General features: G+C 65.2%; 17 protein-coding genes. 5 read left to right on the top strand and 12 right to left on the bottom strand.

Features of this window, described 5'->3' with window-relative positions; translation table 11 throughout:
* Positions 1-30: 30 nt before the first annotated feature.
* The gene (gene orn / locus DTS01S_RS04660; RefSeq protein ID WP_016445790.1) at positions 31-636 is read right to left on the bottom strand and encodes an oligoribonuclease; all 606 of its coding nucleotides are present in this window, start codon (positions 634-636) and stop codon (positions 31-33) included.
* Between the two features lie 30 nt (positions 637-666).
* Between orn and DTS01S_RS04655 the strand changes: the two genes are divergently transcribed.
* The 3 genes from DTS01S_RS04655 to rsgA are packed head-to-tail and all read left to right on the top strand — an operon-like array spanning position 667 to position 3,304.
* Positions 667-1,968, top strand: coding sequence for a M48 family metallopeptidase (locus DTS01S_RS04655; protein WP_016445789.1), 1,302 nt, complete (start codon positions 667-669; stop codon positions 1,966-1,968).
* A 16-nt stretch (positions 1,969-1,984) separates the two neighbouring features.
* Positions 1,985-2,317 carry a 4a-hydroxytetrahydrobiopterin dehydratase gene (locus DTS01S_RS04650; protein WP_016445788.1) on the top strand — a complete coding sequence of 111 codons (333 nt, stop codon included), beginning with the start codon at positions 1,985-1,987 and terminating at the stop codon, positions 2,315-2,317.
* An 18-nt stretch (positions 2,318-2,335) separates the two neighbouring features.
* Complete coding sequence (rsgA, locus tag DTS01S_RS04645; RefSeq protein ID WP_016451111.1) at positions 2,336-3,304, top strand: ribosome small subunit-dependent GTPase A; 969 nt, start codon at positions 2,336-2,338, stop codon at positions 3,302-3,304.
* 91 nt (positions 3,305-3,395) lie between these two features.
* On the opposite strand, the gene DTS01S_RS04640 is transcribed toward rsgA, so the two are convergent.
* From DTS01S_RS04640 to rpsP, 6 genes are all read right to left on the bottom strand, one after another.
* Positions 3,396-4,385 carry a CobD/CbiB family protein gene (locus DTS01S_RS04640; protein WP_026062341.1) on the bottom strand — a complete coding sequence of 330 codons (990 nt, stop codon included), beginning with the start codon at positions 4,383-4,385 and terminating at the stop codon, positions 3,396-3,398.
* A 68-nt stretch (positions 4,386-4,453) separates the two neighbouring features.
* Positions 4,454-5,182: a CoA pyrophosphatase gene (locus DTS01S_RS04635; RefSeq protein WP_016445785.1), complete on the bottom strand. Its 729-nt coding sequence runs from the start codon at positions 5,180-5,182 to the stop codon at positions 4,454-4,456.
* Between the two features lie 87 nt (positions 5,183-5,269).
* The gene (rplS, locus tag DTS01S_RS04630) at positions 5,270-5,650 is read right to left on the bottom strand and encodes a 50S ribosomal protein L19 (protein ID WP_016445784.1); all 381 of its coding nucleotides are present in this window, start codon (positions 5,648-5,650) and stop codon (positions 5,270-5,272) included.
* 110 nt (positions 5,651-5,760) lie between these two features.
* Entirely contained in the window at positions 5,761-6,531 is a 771-nt protein-coding gene (gene trmD, locus DTS01S_RS04625; protein ID WP_017405202.1) for a tRNA (guanosine(37)-N1)-methyltransferase TrmD, read from the bottom strand.
* Positions 6,532-6,543: 12 nt separating this feature from the next.
* Positions 6,544-7,113 (bottom strand): ribosome maturation factor RimM, encoded by a 570-nt coding sequence (gene rimM, locus DTS01S_RS04620; RefSeq protein ID WP_016445782.1) that lies wholly within the window; start codon positions 7,111-7,113, stop codon positions 6,544-6,546.
* A gap of 123 nt (positions 7,114-7,236) precedes the next feature.
* The gene (gene rpsP, locus DTS01S_RS04615; RefSeq protein WP_012207143.1) at positions 7,237-7,491 is read right to left on the bottom strand and encodes a 30S ribosomal protein S16; all 255 of its coding nucleotides are present in this window, start codon (positions 7,489-7,491) and stop codon (positions 7,237-7,239) included.
* Positions 7,492-7,636: 145 nt separating this feature from the next.
* Between rpsP and DTS01S_RS04610 the strand changes: the two genes are divergently transcribed.
* Together DTS01S_RS04610 and DTS01S_RS04605 are read left to right on the top strand one after the other, a co-directional pair.
* A complete protein-coding gene (locus tag DTS01S_RS04610) occupies positions 7,637-8,161 on the top strand; it encodes a GNAT family N-acetyltransferase (RefSeq protein ID WP_016445781.1) in 525 nt (174 codons plus the stop codon).
* Positions 8,162-8,168: 7 nt separating this feature from the next.
* A complete protein-coding gene (locus DTS01S_RS04605; protein WP_016445780.1) occupies positions 8,169-8,672 on the top strand; it encodes an NINE protein in 504 nt (167 codons plus the stop codon).
* Between the two features lie 75 nt (positions 8,673-8,747).
* On the opposite strand, the gene DTS01S_RS04600 is transcribed toward DTS01S_RS04605, so the two are convergent.
* From DTS01S_RS04600 to DTS01S_RS04580, 5 genes are all read right to left on the bottom strand, one after another.
* Complete coding sequence (locus DTS01S_RS04600; RefSeq protein WP_016445779.1) at positions 8,748-9,758, bottom strand: inorganic phosphate transporter; 1,011 nt, start codon at positions 9,756-9,758, stop codon at positions 8,748-8,750.
* 22 nt (positions 9,759-9,780) lie between these two features.
* The gene (locus DTS01S_RS04595; protein ID WP_016445778.1) at positions 9,781-10,428 is read right to left on the bottom strand and encodes a DUF47 domain-containing protein; all 648 of its coding nucleotides are present in this window, start codon (positions 10,426-10,428) and stop codon (positions 9,781-9,783) included.
* A gap of 143 nt (positions 10,429-10,571) precedes the next feature.
* Complete coding sequence (locus tag DTS01S_RS04590; RefSeq protein WP_016445777.1) at positions 10,572-10,934, bottom strand: DMT family protein; 363 nt, start codon at positions 10,932-10,934, stop codon at positions 10,572-10,574.
* A 252-nt stretch (positions 10,935-11,186) separates the two neighbouring features.
* Entirely contained in the window at positions 11,187-11,933 is a 747-nt protein-coding gene (locus DTS01S_RS04585) for an ABC transporter ATP-binding protein (RefSeq protein WP_016445776.1), read from the bottom strand.
* A 3-nt stretch (positions 11,934-11,936) separates the two neighbouring features.
* On the bottom strand, positions 11,937-12,731 hold the full coding sequence (locus DTS01S_RS04580; protein WP_016445775.1) for an ABC transporter ATP-binding protein: 795 nt from the start codon (positions 12,729-12,731) through the stop codon (positions 11,937-11,939).
* Positions 12,732-12,747 lie beyond the last annotated feature (16 nt).

Here is a 12,747-nt window from a genome sequence, read left to right as displayed (position 1 = left end):
AAAAATGGCCGGAGGGCCCGGCTCCGGGAGCTAGACGCTCAGCAGGCGTGCGCGATAGTGCGCCAGCTCATCGATGGACTCATGCACATCGGCCAGCGCCGTGTGGCGCTGGGCCTTCTTGAAGGATGCGTAGGCATCGGGCTTCCAGCGCCTGGCCAGTTCCTTGAGGGTGCTGACATCAACGTTGCGGTAGTGAAAGAAGTCGTTGAGCTTGGGCATGTAGCGCTCCATGAAGCGCCGGTCCTGGCCAATGCTGTTGCCACACAGCGGCGCCTTGCCCTTGGGAACGTACTGCGCCAGAAACTTGATCAGCGCGGCTTCCGCATCGGCCTCGGTGGTGGTCGATGCCTTGACGCGCTCGATCAGGCCGCTTCTGCCGTGCGTGCCCTTGTTCCAGGCGTCCATGCCGTCGAGCAGGGCATCGCTTTGATGGATGGCGAACACAGGACCCTCGATGCGCGTGGCAAGGTCCGGGCTGGTGACGACCACGGCGATCTCGATGATGCGATCGGTGTCGGGCTGCAGCCCGGTCATCTCGCAGTCGAGCCAGACGAGATTGAGGTCGGATTTGCTCAGGGTGACGGGCGTGCCGGATTCGGCGGGGACGGGAATGCAGGCGCTGGAGGCTTCGGACATGGCCCAAATTGTCGCCTACACTGCGGCCACATGGTCTTCAACCCCGATTTTTCCTCGACGCTTTCCCTGCTGTTTGCCGCAGCCGTGCTGGCCCAGTGGCTGCTGCGCGCCTGGCTGGCCTCGCGCCAGGTTCGCCATGTGGCAGGCCACAGAGCGCAGGTGCCCGAGGCCTTTGCGCAGCGCATCAGCCTGGCCGCCCATCAGAAGGCCGCCGACTACACACTGGCGAAGGCACGCGTTGCCCTGATCGACATGACGCTGGGCGCCGTGGTGCTGCTCGCATGGACGCTGCTGGGCGGGCTGGATGCACTCAACCAGCAGTTGCTGGAATGGATGGGCGCCGGCCTGTGGCAGCAATTGGCGCTGCTGGCCAGCTTTGCTCTGATCTCCGGCCTGGTGGAGCTGCCGCTGTCGCTCTACCAGACCTTTGTGCTGGAGCAGCGCTTCGGCTTCAACCAGATGACGCTGCGGCTGTGGCTGGCCGATGCCGCCAAGTCCACGGCCATGGGCGCAGCCATCGGCCTTCCGATTGCGGCACTGATCCTGTGGCTCATGGGTTCGGCCGGCGACCTGTGGTGGCTCTGGGCATGGGCCGTCTGGACGGGCTTCAACCTGCTGCTGATGTGGATCTTCCCGACCTTCATCGCACCGCTGTTCAACAAGTTCGATCCACTGGAGGACGGCCCGCTCAAGGAGCGCGTGAGCGCACTGATGCAGCGCTGCGGCTTCACGGCCAAGGGCCTGTTCGTGATGGACGGCAGCCGCCGCTCGGCACATGCCAATGCCTATTTCACGGGCTTCGGCCACTCCAAGCGCGTGGTGTTCTTCGACACCTTGCTCAAGCAGCTGGACGCCGACGAGGTGGAGGCCGTGCTCGCGCATGAGCTGGGCCATTTCAAGCACCGCCACATCCTCAAGCGCATGCTGCTGATGTTTGCCGCCAGCCTGGCGGGCTTTGCGCTGCTGGGCTGGCTGTCGCAGCAGCTGTGGTTCTACCTGGGCCTGGGCGTGCGTCCGGGTCTGGACCTTGCGCTGGGACACAGCGGCATCGGCGCCGGCAACGAGGCCGTGGCGCTGCTGCTGTTCCTGCTGGCCGTGCCGGTGTTCAGCTTCTTTGTCACCCCACTGTTCTCGGCCCTGTCGCGCCGCGACGAGTTCGAAGCCGATGCCTACGCCATGCAACAGGCCAGCGGCGCCCACCTGGCCTCGGCACTGCTCAAGCTGTACGAGGACAATGCTTCAACGCTCACGCCCGATCCCTGGTACGTGAGCTTTTACTACTCGCATCCGCCCGCCCTCGCCCGGCTGGCGCGCATGCCCTCTCCGACCTGAACCATACGCACTCACCATGAGCACACAACGCTTGCAACAACAGGACTGGTCCAACCAGCAGCGCCGCGCGCTGACTTCCGACGAACTGCACACCGCACTGGCCGCCCTGCCGGGCTGGCAGCTCGATGGCGATGCCATCGCCAAGAGCTACGCCTTCGCCAACTACTACGAGACCATGGCCTTCGTGAATGCGCTGGCCCTGATCGCCCACCAGCAGGACCACCATCCCGACCTGACCGTGAGCTACGGCCGCTGCGGTGTACGCCTGAACACGCATGACGTGAACGGCATCTCGTCCACCGACATCGAGTGCGCAAGGCGTATCGATGCGTTGCTGGCGCGCCCATGAATCGCACCCCGCTGACCCATGGCTGAGCGCTCCGCACTGCACGAAGGCCTGGTCGTCTCCAGCCATGGCCGCCATTGCGTGGTCGAGACCGAAGACGGCTCGCGCCACATCTGCCACCCGCGCGGCAAGAAGAGCCAGACCGTGGTGGGCGACCGCGTGCGCTGGCAGCTTCCGCCCCCAGGCCAGGGGGAGGAAGGCACCATAGAAAAGGTGCTGGAGCGGCGCAACCTGTTCTACCGGCAGGACGAGATACGCACCAAGTCCTTTGCAGCCAACATCGACCAGGTGCTGATCCTGATCGCCGCCGAGCCGGTTTTCTCCGAAAGCCAGCTGGCCCGCGCCCTGATCACTGCCGAAGCCACCCACATCAAGCCCCTGATTGCCCTCAACAAGCGTGACCTGGCCGAGCCCTTTGCCGACGCCTGGGAGCGCCTGGAGCCTTATCGCGAGATGTACCTGGGCCAGGAAAAGCCGCACTACGAGGTGCTGTCGCTGTCGCTGGCCAATGAGGGCGAGGCCGATCGGCAGCTGCTGATGAAGCACCTCAAGGGCAAGGCCACGCTGGTGCTGGGCCCTTCCGGCTCGGGAAAGAGCACCCTGATCAACCTGCTGGTCCCCGGCGCACGCGCGGCCACCAACGAGATCTCGCAGGCACTGAACTCCGGCAAGCACACGACCACCACGACCAGCTGGTACTGGATGGACGCGGAGCGCACGACAGCCCTGATCGACTCGCCGGGCTTCCAGGAGTTCGGCCTGCGCCACATCGAACCCACCGACCTGCCCCGCTGCATGCCCGACATCGGCGCCCATGCGCAGGAATGCAAGTTCTACAACTGCACCCACCTGCACGAGCCCGGATGCGCGGTCATGCCGCGCGTGGAGGATGAGGAACACGGCATGGACGCCGACCATGACATCAGTGCCAACCGGTACTGCATCTATGCCGAGCTGTTTGATGAGTTGAGTCAGGCCACGAAGTATTGAGCCTCCCCCAAACGCCACGGGGCCCCTCCGGGAGGGAGGAAACGACGCCTCCAAAGGGGCGTCATCCATGACTCGCCCGCAGGCTCCGCACTCAACCCAACAGGCGCGCCAGCGACAGCAGCGCCAGCAGCAGCAGCCAGACCACGACCGAGCGCCAGACCAGGCCGACCACGCTGCGCAGGTGGCCGATCTCGGGCTCACGGCCCGGCGTGGCTTCGCTGTCCACGTCGAGGTCGATCTCCTCGCCGTCGTCCCGGGTCACCGAGATGCCCTCGCGGCGCTTGAGTGCCTCGCCGCCCAGGCGCACGTTGATGGCGCCCGAGGTGGCGGCCAGGATCACGCCGTCGTTGTCGTTGGGAAAGCGCTGGGCATGGAAGCGCCAGCCCTCGATGGCCTCCTCGAAACTGCCGACCACGGCAAAGGAAAGAGCCGTCAGCCGTGCGGGCAGCCAGTCGATCACGGTCCAGGCCAACCGTGAGGCGTGCTGCAACTGGACACTGACCTGGCTGCCACCCAGCAGGCCCTTGCGCGACCAGGAGCGCGACAGGTGCTCGGTCATGCGGTAGAACACGGCGCCCAGCGGGCCCAGGCCCAGCGCCGCCAGTGCAGAGAACCAGAACAGCACGCCAAACACATGGCGATGCGCTGCCAGCACCGAATACTCGATCACATGGCGCACCACCTCGCTGCGGGGCACTTCGCTGGCGTCCACCTGCTGCCAGTGGGCGAGGGCTTCGCGCGCCGCGTACTCGTCACCTGCATCCAGCGCATCGCGGATGCGCGTGAAGTGGTGGCTGAACTGGCGAAAGCCCAGCGTGACGTAGAGCACGGCCACATTCCAGACCATGGCCAGCGGCCAGCCCACGCCCCACAGCAGCAGCAGATAGATGCCTGTCACCAGCACGCAGGGCAGCGCCACCGCCACGGTCCAGGCCAGCCAGCCGTGGTGCGCCTGGCCGGCATCGAAGTTGCGGCGCACCGAAACCGTCCAGGCCCTGTAGCCTGTATGCACCAGGTTGGCCGGCGTCAGGGGGCGCGCCTGCTCGATCAGCAAGGCGATCAGAATGGCAAAGAAACTCATCCGGCCATCATACTGGCGCATGCGGGCAGGCCCGTGACCCCGGGGTGGCACGGCACCCCATCCGGGCATCAGGCCGACAGGAATCGGTAAAGATTGCGCAGCATGCCGGCCGTGGCGCCCCAGATGTAGCGCTGGCGGTCTCCATCCTGGTAGGGCATGGCAAACCATTCGCGCGGCACGCCGTTCCAGACCATGGCGTGGCGCTCATGGTTGGCAGGATCGAGCAAAAAGGACAGCGGCACCTCGAACACGTCCGCCACCTCGTAGGGATTGGGATGCAGGCGCGCCCGGGGATCGACCAGGGCCACCACCGGCGTGATCAGAAAGGCCGTGCCCGTGGTGTAGATGGGCAGGGTGCCCAACACTTCCACATCGCCGGCAGCAAGCCCGACTTCCTCCTGCGCCTCGCGCAGGGCCGTGGCCTGGGCAGACACATCCTCAGGATCGCGCTTGCCACCCGGAAAGGCCACCTGGCCCGAATGGGTGGACAGATGGGCCGTGCGTTCGGTCAGCAGCACCGTGGGCTCGGAGCGCAGCACGATGGGCACGAGCACGGCGGCATCGGTGGGCTGGCGATCACTGAAGCGTTTCTCGCGCACCACCTCGGGAGCCCAGCGGGGCGGCCGCGCAAAGCGCTGGCGCAGGGCATCCGGCGCGCGGGCCTCCAGAGGCACGGCGGGCAGGTGGCTGTCCCTGCCCACCAGTTGCGCCATGCGCGGGTCGGCGACCGAGGCGACGGCCGCTGGCGTCGGGCCGCCGGTCGGCACGGGTATGGCGGTATCGGGCAGAGAGGACACGAATGAAGGAATGTGGTGAGAAACGACCGGGCAACAAAAAAGCCGCTACAGGCGACTGTAGCGGCTTTCCAGCTGTGACGCAGGTGCTCAGGCTTCGGCAGAAACCTTGACACGCGACGGCAGCTTTTCCTTGATGCGGGCCGACTTGCCGCTGCGCTCGCGCAGGTAGTACAGCTTGGCACGACGCACATCACCGCGACGCTTGACTTCGATGCCGGCGATCAGGGGCGAGTAGGTCTGGAACGTACGCTCCACGCCTTCACCACTGGAGATCTTGCGCACGGTGAAGCCGCTGTTCAGGCCACGGTTGCGCTTGGCGATCACGACGCCTTCGTAGGCCTGCACGCGCTTGCGGCTGCCTTCGACCACGTTCACGCTCACGATGACGGTGTCACCGGGGGCGAACTGGGGGATGGTCTTGTTCAGACGGGCGATTTCCTCTTGCTCGAGGGTCTGGATCAGATTCATGGTCAACATCCAATCGATCTTGTCCGCGCCAGGATTGGCAAGCGCCGGGATTGGCGCCATGGCTGCTTTGTTCGTAGCAGCGGCCGGATAGAGGATCGAAGAATCGCGGATTATAGCCCGGCGGCGTTTTTTGCCAAAAACCCCTCGTCCTTGGCATTGAGCAGGCCCTGGGCGCGCGCCTGTTCTATCAGCTCGGGCCGGTGCCTGGCCGTGATGGACAGGCGCTGGTCGCGGCGCCAGCGCTCGATCTGCGCGTGGTGCCCAGACAACAGCGGCGCCGGCACTTCGCGCCCTTCCCAGACTTCGGGGCGCGTGTAGTGCGGGCAATCGAGCAGACCATCGAGCGCGGGATTGAAGCTGTCCTGCTGGAAGCTGCCCTCGTCGTTGAGCACGCCGGGCTGCAACCGGGCCACGGCATCGAGCAAGGCCATGGCAGCAATCTCGCCGCCGGAGAGCACGAAATCGCCCAGGCTCAGCTGGTGCGTGACATGGGCATCGATGAAGCGCTGGTCCAACCCCTCGTAGCGGCCGCACAGCAAGATGGCACCCTGCCCCTGCGCCCAGTCGGCGACCACGCAGTGGCGCAGCGTCGTGCCTATCGGCGAAAACAGCACCACCGGCGCCGGCTCGGTCTCGCCCGCGTCGCGGCGCGCCTGCTGCGCCGCCTCCAGGCAGCGCTGCAGCGGCTCGGCCATCATCACCATGCCCGGCCCGCCGCCAAAGGGCCGGTCGTCCACGCGCCGGTAGTTGCCCTGGGCATGGTCGCGCGGATTCCACAGGTGCACGCCGACCTGGCCCGAGGCATAGGCCCGGCGCGTCACGCCGCTTTCGAGAAACGGCGTGAACAGCTCGGGAAACAGCGTGAGGATGTCGAAGCGCATGGATGTCGGCGATCAGTAGTCGGGCTGCCAGTCGGCAACGATGGTCTTGCCCGGCAGATCCACCTTGTCCACATAGGCGTCGACAAAGGGAATCATGCGCTCGCGCTCCTTGCCATCCTCTTCATAGGCCAGCACCAGCACGGTCTGCGGGCCGGTGGACAGCAGGTCTCGGACGATGCCCAGGGCCACGCCTTCGCGGTTGACCACGGACAGGCCCAGCAGGTCGACCCAGTAATACTCGCCATCCTCGGGCTGCGGAAAATCGCTGCGCGCCACGAAGATGCGCGCACCGCGCAGGGCCTCGGCAGCGTTGCGGTCGTTCACGGCGGGCGAGGTGGCGACGACGGAGTCGGAGTGCACGCGCGCCTGCTTGACCGGCAGCAGCACGGTTCCGGTGAACTGCCGGGCGCCTTTTTCGGCGGGCTGCAAATACCACTGCTTGGCCGTGAACAGGGCCTCGGGGTCGGAACTGAAGGCCGCCACCTTGAACCAGCCCTTGATGCCCCAGGCATCCGCGATGCGCCCGACCTCCACGGCATCGGCAGGCAGGACGCTGGCTTCGAGTTCAGGCATGTGGCTCATGGCAGTCGGTAGGCAGTAGGTGGACGGTCAATGCAGATCGGTGCAAGGCGATCCGGAGGGGGAAAACAAAAACGGGCCCCGTCAGACAAGCCAACGGAACCCGATTTCAGAAGGGGTGCTGAATTAGGCAGCAGTCTTCTGGGTGGCCTGCTTGATCAGGCGCTCTGCGGTCTCGGAAGCCTGCGCGCCAACGCCCTTCCAGTAGTTCACGCGGTCCAGAGCAACGCGCAGACCCTCTTCGCCACCACGGGCGTTGGGGTTGTAGAAGCCCAGACGTTCGATGAACGAACCATCGCGGCGAACGCGCTTGTCAGCAGCAACGATGTTGTAGAACGGACGGGCCTTGGAACCGCCGCGAGAGAGTCGAATGACGACCATGATTTTCCTTCGGGTGGCGCAGCCACCACGTAATTAACACACAATAAATGGCTGCACAGAGTTTTGCGGCGTTTGAGACACGCGACATGGCCACCCGGCCAGCGACACGCCGTAAAACCAGCGATTATATCGAACTTCTTTTCTCATGCCTACCATCCGCCCAAGCCAGGACAGCGATCTCGCTGCCATCACCGCCATCTACCGCCACCACGTGCTGCATGGCACAGGAACGTTCGAGACCGATCCCCCTTCCGAAGCCGACATGGCCACGCGCCGCGCGGATGTGCTGGCCAAGGGCCTGCCCTATCTGGTCGCCGTGGACGCACAGGGCCAGGTGCTGGGCTTTGCCTACGCCAACTGGTTCAAGCCGCGCCCGGCCTATCGTTTTTCTGCCGAGGATTCCATCTATGTGCATGACGCGGCACGCGGCCAGGGCGTGGGCCGCCTGTTGATCGATGCGCTGTCGCACGACTGCGAGGCGGCCGGCGTGCGCAAGCTGCTGGCGGTGATCGGCGACTCGGCCAATGCCGGCTCCATCGGGGTGCACCGCGCTGCAGGCTTCACCCCTGCGGGCACGCTGCGCTCCATGGGATGGAAGTTCGGCCGCTGGCTGGACATCGTGCTCATGGAGAAGACCCTGGGAGACGGCGACCGCAGTTCGCCCGAATAATGGGCGCATGAACCGACCCAGCACGCCCCTGCCCCAGACCACCGGCGCCGACCGGGCTCCCCGCCCCAGGAACAAGACACTGGCCGCCTGGCTGGCCTTTGTGGGCGGGCCGCTGGGGCTGCATCGCTTTTACCTGCATGGGCTCGGCGACTGGCTGGGCTGGCTGCTGCCCGTGCCCACGGCGCTGGGCGTGTACGGCATCGAACGCGTGCAGCAACTGGGACAGGACGACCAGCTCAGCTGGCTGCTGATTCCGCTGCTGGGCTTCACCATCGCCGGCTGCGCGCTGCGCGCCATCCTCTACGGGCTGACCGATACCGAAGCCTGGAACCGGCGCCACAACCCCGGCATTGACGTGCAGGCGCAGGCCGGACGCACGGGCTGGTCAACCATCTTTGCCATTGCGCTGTCGCTGATGCTGGGCGCCGCCGTGCTCATGGCCAGCATTGCCTACAGCTTCCAGCACTACTTCGAGCACCAGGTGGAGGAGGCGCGCAAGATTTCGCAGTGAGGCGCAGCCAACGCCTCCCCCGAAAAAGAAAGACCGCCATGGGCGGTCTTTCTTTTTGGCGGCAGCAGCCCCGGCTCAATACAGCTGCAGGCTGATCCAGTAGGCAATCGATGCCACGAAGGCGCTGGCAGGGATCGTCAGCACCCAGGCCCAGACGATGTTGCCTGCCACGCCCCAGCGCACGGCGCTGGCGCGCTGGGTGGAGCCCACGCCGACGATGGCACCGGTGATGGTGTGCGTGGTCGAGACCGGCACGCCCAGGAAGGTTGCAAAGAACAGCGTCAGTGCACCACCGCTTTCGGCGCAGAAGCCGCCCACGGGCTTGAGCTTGGTGATCTTCTGGCCCATGGTCTTGACGATGCGCCAGCCGCCGAACATGGTTCCCAGGCCGATGGCCAGGTAGCAGCTGACGATGGTCCACAGCGGCGGCTCGGCGTCGCCGGCATTGGCATAGCCGGTGGCGATCAGCAGCAGCCAGATGATGCCGATGGTCTTTTGCGCGTCATTGCCGCCGTGGCCCAGGCTATAGGCACCGGCGGAGACCAGCTGCAGCCTGCGGAACCAGCGGTCCACCCTGTTGGGCGCGGCGCGCCGGCAGACCCAGGCCACCAGCACCATCATCAGCGAGCCCAGCAGGTAGCCCAGCAGCGGCGAGACGAAGATGAAGGCCACGGTCTTCCCGATGCCGCTGGCAATCAGCGCGCCTGCGCCGGCCTTGGCCATCACCGCGCCCACGATGCCGCCGATCAGCGCATGCGAGGAACTGCTGGGGATGCCGTAGTGCCAGGTGATCACGTTCCAGGCAATGGCACCGACCAGGGCACCGAAAACCACATGCGTGTCGACGATGCCGGGCTGCACGATCCCCTTGCCCACGGTGGCTGCCACGCTCAGGTGAAAGACAAAGACCGCCACCACGTTGAAGAAGGCCGCGAAGGCCACGGCCTGCGTGGGCTTGAGCACGCCCGTGGAGACCACGGTGGCGATCGAGTTGGCAGCATCGTGGAAGCCGTTCATGAAGTCGAACAGCAGGGCCAGCACCACCAGCAGGATCACGACCCACAGGGCCGCTTGTACGGATTCCATAGAGAAACGACTCCGCGAGGGCTCAGGAATTCTCGAGGACGATGCCCTCGATCAGGTTGGCCACGTCCTCGCAGCGGTCGGTCACCGTCTCCAGCAGCTCGTAGATGGCCTTGAGCTTGATGACTTCGCGCACATCGGGCTCTTCGCGGAACAGCTTGCTCATGGCCGAGCGCATCACGCGGTCGGCGTCCGATTCGAGGCGGTCGATTTCCTCGCAGGTCTTCATCGCCGCGTCCACCACCGAGGGATCGGAGATGCGCGACAGCAGCTTGACCGCATCGCGCAGCCGCTCGCAGCAGCGCACGCACAGGTCCGTCAGGCGCGTGATCTCTTCCGTCATGTGGCGCACGTCGTACAGCGCCATGGTCTCGGCCGAGTCCTGGATCAGGTCGGCCACGTCGTCCATGGTGTTGATCAGCGAGTGGATGTGCTCGCGGTCCAGTGGCGTGATGAAGGTCTTGTGCAGCGCCTTGGTAACGTCGTGCGTCACGCGGTCTGCGGCACGCTCGGCGTTGTTCACGTCCTCGTTGTACTTCTCGCGAAGATGAGGATCGTTGTAGTTGGCGACAAGCTGCGAGAAGGCATGCGCGGCTTCGACGATGCGATCGGCATGCTGGTTGAACATCTCGAAAAAATTGCCTTCGCGCGGCAATAACTTGCCAAAAAGCATGAATGCTCCTTACCGGGAAACAGGGGGAACCAGGCGACTCACTGCGTCACATTGCGGATGCTTGGCATGGCTTCCCGGCTTGAACGGGGCGAAGTGTACTCTTGAGTCCCAGGCGCGTTTTTGCGCGCCGGCGCGCCGCCCTGTCAGCCGCTGCGAAAAATAAAGTACACCGCGCCCACCATGCACAGCCCGGCCCAGAGGAAGTCCCATTTGAGCGGCTGGTTCAGGTAGAGCACGGCAAAGGGCGCGAACACCGCCAGCGTGATCACCTCCTGGATGATCTTGAGCTGCGCCACGCTGAACTGCGTGTGGCCTATGCGGTTGGCGGGCACCTGCAGCAGGTACTCGAACAGCGCGATGCCCCAGCTGACAAGGGCTGCCACGTACCAGGGCGACGAGGCGTGGTTCTTCAGGTGGCCATACCAGGCGAAGGTCATGAAGACATTGCTCATGGCCAGCAGGACCACGGTCTGCAGCCCGACGGGGATGTGTTGGAGCCAGTTCATGTGATGTGCAGCCCGACGCGGGGAAACCCAAATTATCGCGTCCGGCACTGGGCAGGGCGGATTTTCGATTTCTTTCCAAAAATTGCCTTTTTGCGCGAATTTCCTCGAATAACCCATTCCATCGCACAAATACGCAAAGTCTCGCATCGATCGACGCTTGATGAATCTTCATCAAATCGTCATATTTTTGCCATATCCCGTCAGTGGCACGGGGCATTCCATCCATCCCCGCGCTCACGGCAGCCGTGGCGCTCACTCGCCCAGATAGGCAGCCCGCACGCGCGGGTCGCTGAGCAGGGTCTGGCCGGGTCCCGTCATGGTGATCAGGCCGGACTCCATCACATAGCCGCGATCGGCCAGCGCCAGCGCACGGCTGGCATTTTGCTCGACCAGCACAAGGGTCACGCCCAGGCCGTGCACGTCGCTCACCACCTCGAAGATCTTGTCCACCATGATGGGCGACAGGCCCATGGAGGGCTCGTCCAGCAGCAGCACCTTGGGCTGGCTCATCAGCGCGCGCGCCATGGCCAGCATCTGCTGCTCGCCACCCGACATGGTGCCGGCCAGCTGGTCGCGGCGCTCCTTCAGCCGCGGGAAGATGCCGAACATGCGCTCGATGTCGGCGGCAATGCCGGCCTTGTCGTTGCGCGTGTAGGCGCCCATGAGCAGGTTCTCGGTGATGGTCATGCGCGCGAACACGCCGCGCCCTTCGGGCACCATGACCAGGCCCTGGGCCACCAGATCCCAGGCGCCCACGCCCCGGATGCTGCGGCCCAGGTAGTGGACATCGCCGTCCGCCATCTGCAGGCTGCGCGTGACGGCCTTCATGGTGGTGGTCTTGCCGGCACCGTTGGAGCCGATCAGCGAGACCAGTTCGCCCTGGCGCACCTCGAAGTCCACGCCCTTGACGGCCTGAATGCCGCCATAGGCCACCTTCAGGCCCTCGACCTTCAGCAGCACCGGAGGGGACACGCCCTTGTCTTGCTCTTGCTCGCCCATGGTTCAGTGTCCTCCCGTGCCCAGATAGGCTTCGATCACCTTGTCGTTCTTCTGCACCTCGGCCGGCGTGCCTTCGGCAATGGGCTTGCCATAGTCGAGCACGGTGACGCGGTCGCACAGGCCCATGACCAGCTTCACGTCGTGCTCGATCAGCAAGATGGTGCGCTGGTCGCGGCGGATGCGGTCGATCAGCTCGCGCAGCTGCACTTTCTCGGTGGCATTCATGCCGGCGGCAGGCTCGTCCAGCGCGATCAGTTGCGGGTCGGTGGCCAGGGCGCGGGCGATTTCCAGGCGCCGCTGGTCGCCGTAGCTCAGCGTGCGGGCCTTGAAGTCCGCGTACTTGGAGATGCCCACGTAGTCCAGCAATTCACGGGCGCGCGCGCGGATGGCGGCCTCCTCGGCCTTGAAGCCGCGCGTGCGCAGCACCGCGCCGATCAGGCCCGAGTGCGTGCGCACATGGCGCCCGACCATCACGTTCTCCAGCGCCGTCATCTCGGCAAACAGCCGGATGTTCTGGAAGGTGCGCGCAATGCCGGCCTTGGCCACCTTGTGCACGGCCGTGGGCTCGTAGGCCTTGCCGGCCAGCTCGAAACTGCCGCTGTCGGGCGTGTACAGGCCCGTGATCACGTTGAAGAAGGTGGTCTTGCCCGCGCCATTGGGTCCGATCAGTCCGTAGACCTGGCCCCGGCCAATGGTCATGCCCACATCGGACAGCGCCTGCAGCCCGCCGAAGCGTTTGGAAATGCCCGAAACCCTGAGCACCGGAGCGCTGGAGCTGTTGTCTGCCGTATTCGCCATCTGCGGTTTCTCCATG

It is taken from the genome of Delftia tsuruhatensis NBRC 16741 (assembly GCF_001571325.1).
In the GTDB taxonomy this organism is placed as follows: Bacteria; Pseudomonadota; Gammaproteobacteria; order Burkholderiales; family Burkholderiaceae_C; genus Comamonas; species Comamonas tsuruhatensis.
Note: the sequence above shows the minus strand (reverse complement) of the source record. Positions and strands in the feature narration are given on the sequence as shown.

What these genes read in the sequence shown, in the direction of transcription:
- rimM (WP_016445782.1), bottom strand. Translation starts at nt 7,113, where the DNA reads ATGAGCCACATGCCTGAACTCGAAGCCAGCGTCCTGCCTGCCGATGCC.
- rpsP (WP_012207143.1), bottom strand. Translation starts at nt 7,491, where the DNA reads ATGGTCGTCATTCGACTCTCTCGCGGCGGTTCCAAGGCCCGTCCGTTC.
- DTS01S_RS04590 (WP_016445777.1), bottom strand. Translation starts at nt 10,934, where the DNA reads ATGAACTGGCTCCAACACATCCCCGTCGGGCTGCAGACCGTGGTCCTG.
- rplS (WP_016445784.1), bottom strand. Translation starts at nt 5,650, where the DNA reads ATGAATCTGATCCAGACCCTCGAGCAAGAGGAAATCGCCCGTCTGAAC.
- DTS01S_RS04650 (WP_016445788.1), top strand. Translation starts at nt 1,985, where the DNA reads ATGAGCACACAACGCTTGCAACAACAGGACTGGTCCAACCAGCAGCGC.
- DTS01S_RS04640 (WP_026062341.1), bottom strand. Translation starts at nt 4,385, where the DNA reads ATGAGTTTCTTTGCCATTCTGATCGCCTTGCTGATCGAGCAGGCGCGC.
- orn (WP_016445790.1), bottom strand. Translation starts at nt 636, where the DNA reads ATGTCCGAAGCCTCCAGCGCCTGCATTCCCGTCCCCGCCGAATCCGGC.
- DTS01S_RS04595 (WP_016445778.1), bottom strand. Translation starts at nt 10,428, where the DNA reads ATGCTTTTTGGCAAGTTATTGCCGCGCGAAGGCAATTTTTTCGAGATG.
- DTS01S_RS04600 (WP_016445779.1), bottom strand. Translation starts at nt 9,758, where the DNA reads ATGGAATCCGTACAAGCGGCCCTGTGGGTCGTGATCCTGCTGGTGGTG.
- DTS01S_RS04655 (WP_016445789.1), top strand. Translation starts at nt 667, where the DNA reads ATGGTCTTCAACCCCGATTTTTCCTCGACGCTTTCCCTGCTGTTTGCC.
- DTS01S_RS04605 (WP_016445780.1), top strand. Translation starts at nt 8,169, where the DNA reads ATGAACCGACCCAGCACGCCCCTGCCCCAGACCACCGGCGCCGACCGG.
- DTS01S_RS04585 (WP_016445776.1), bottom strand. Translation starts at nt 11,933, where the DNA reads ATGGGCGAGCAAGAGCAAGACAAGGGCGTGTCCCCTCCGGTGCTGCTG.
- DTS01S_RS04580 (WP_016445775.1), bottom strand. Translation starts at nt 12,731, where the DNA reads ATGGCGAATACGGCAGACAACAGCTCCAGCGCTCCGGTGCTCAGGGTT.
- rsgA (WP_016451111.1), top strand. Translation starts at nt 2,336, where the DNA reads ATGGCTGAGCGCTCCGCACTGCACGAAGGCCTGGTCGTCTCCAGCCAT.
- DTS01S_RS04610 (WP_016445781.1), top strand. Translation starts at nt 7,637, where the DNA reads ATGCCTACCATCCGCCCAAGCCAGGACAGCGATCTCGCTGCCATCACC.
- trmD (WP_017405202.1), bottom strand. Translation starts at nt 6,531, where the DNA reads ATGCGCTTCGACATCCTCACGCTGTTTCCCGAGCTGTTCACGCCGTTT.